This is a genomic window from Pseudovibrio axinellae (assembly GCF_900110875.1).
GTDB lineage: Bacteria > Pseudomonadota > Alphaproteobacteria > Rhizobiales > Stappiaceae > Pseudovibrio > Pseudovibrio axinellae.
Window position 1 is genome coordinate 1 of sequence record NZ_FOFM01000076.1, and the last position, 1771, is coordinate 1771.

Consider the following 1771-nt stretch of genomic DNA (forward strand, 5'->3'; position numbering starts at 1 on the left):
GTTTCATCGACACGCCAAGAGAACGCAGCCGATTTTGATAGCATAAACTATGCTTTTCTAGCTCAGGCGCGTCGTGCTGAACCCAGCGGTAGAGGGTGGTGTGGTCAACATCCACGGCGCGCTCTTTCAGAATTTCCTCAAGATCACGGTAGCCGATGCCATACCCAAAATACCACCTCACTGCCCGAAGAATGATCTCTCCCTGAAACTGACGCTACTTGGGGTCTGACATTGAAAATCCCCCACAACGTCGGGATCATGTAGGCAAGGCCTCAAAATTGCAACAGAGCCTTTCCACGCGGACCGCTTAGTTTTCAACTATCAGGCGTTTGGAGAGCTTGTGGTGGAGCGCTTTTGGACGTTATTCGCAAATACGTTGAAAGCCAACGTGTATCTTCAAACAACTAAATCGTCTGCGCCTTATATCCCCGCCCTGAAAGGCGAGGATGTAAGGCGCTATTGTTAAAGGAAATCCGTGATGTCCGAATAATCAAAGGTCACGGTATTATCCTGTCCCGGCAGATCGTTCTCCTGCGAGTTACCGATCGCAAAGACATTGCCTTCCGGCGTGCGGATAAGCACCGTGTCACTGTGTTCAAATGCCTGATCCATCAGACCCGTTGTGAAGGTGGCGTTATCGACATCTACTTGCGTGAGACTGTGAAGGCCGACTTCATCAAGGAACGCAATCTCGACGGGATTTTCTGGAGACTGGTTCTGGAACAGGACAGCATTGACGTCTTCTGTTGGGTGGTTGCCGTTATAGGCGAACTTAAAATCTGCGCCCGCAGCTTCAATCTCCCAGGGGAACTCGGCCTGTTTTACCTGTCCGGTTTCCAGGTCAAACCCTTGCATCTCGAACTCGATGCTGGCGGTTTTGATGTCCTCCTGAGCAACGATTGGTGCAGGTGGCGGGCTGGAGACAAGTGCATAATCAAAGGTCACGGTATTATCCTGTCCCGGCAGATCGTTCTCCTGCGAGTTACCGATCGCAAAGACATTGCCTTCTGGCGTGCGGATAAGCACCGTGTCACTGTATTCAAATGCCTGACCGATCAGGCCTGTTGTGAAGGTGGCGTTATCGACATCTACTTGCGTGAGACTGTGAAGGCCGACTTCATCAAGGAACGCAATCTCGACGGGATTTTCTGGAGACTGGTTCTGGAACAGGACAGCATTGACGTCTTCTGTTGGGTGGTTGCCGTTATAGGCGAACTTAAAATCTGCGCCCGCAGCTTCAATCTCCCAGGGGAACTCGGCCTGTTTTACCTGTCCGGTTTCCAGGTCAAACCCTTGCATCTCGAACTCGATGCTGGCGGTTTTGATGTCGTTTTGTTCAATCAATAGACTCATGGTGCCCTCAACACTAAACAAATTGCCACATCAAAATAACAATCATAGATTGTGTGTGGCTTACTTGCACGTCACTTACGAAGTCGTGACATTAATTGGCGCTGTTGCATCTTTTGAGTTAAGGCACAAATAGCCTTCCCCGAGGCGTAGTTCAGGCGTGAATTCCAAAGAGCCGGTTGATCAAGGAGACTTCAGTTCCTCCTCCGGCAGAATTGATCCAGCTGTCAAACTGGCCCTTCTTGAACATCCGCATAACCTCAAAACCCTTAATGGTTGCAGCTGCTGTTCGCATAGACTGGAAGCCGAGCGTTGGTTTGGGGAGCCGTTTGAGCTTGCCATGATCGTTTTCAAGCCGGCTATTCAGATACTTCACCTGTCGCAGTTTGACGTAATCGGGGGCTTTCCCCTCGCGTTTAAG

The 1771-nt window shown here is 50.5% G+C and carries 2 protein-coding genes and 1 pseudogene; all 3 read right to left on the minus strand.

The genetic code is table 11. The features are described from left to right. Positions 1-196: pseudogene (locus BMZ51_RS23565) on the minus strand (IS6 family transposase); the annotation flags it as partial. A 266-nt stretch (positions 197-462) separates the two neighbouring features. Then, positions 463-1353, minus strand: a complete 891-nt coding sequence (locus BMZ51_RS23570) for a hypothetical protein (RefSeq protein ID WP_074882424.1) — start codon at positions 1351-1353, stop codon at positions 463-465. Between the two features lie 151 nt (positions 1354-1504). Beyond that, a partial coding sequence (locus BMZ51_RS23575) for a DDE-type integrase/transposase/recombinase (RefSeq protein ID WP_139201486.1) occupies positions 1505-1771 on the minus strand: 267 nt, incomplete at its 5' end.

Coding starts and splice junctions, on each gene's coding strand:
- BMZ51_RS23570 (WP_074882424.1), bottom strand. CDS start 1,353: ATGAGTCTATTGATTGAACAAAACGACATCAAAACCGCCAGCATCGAG.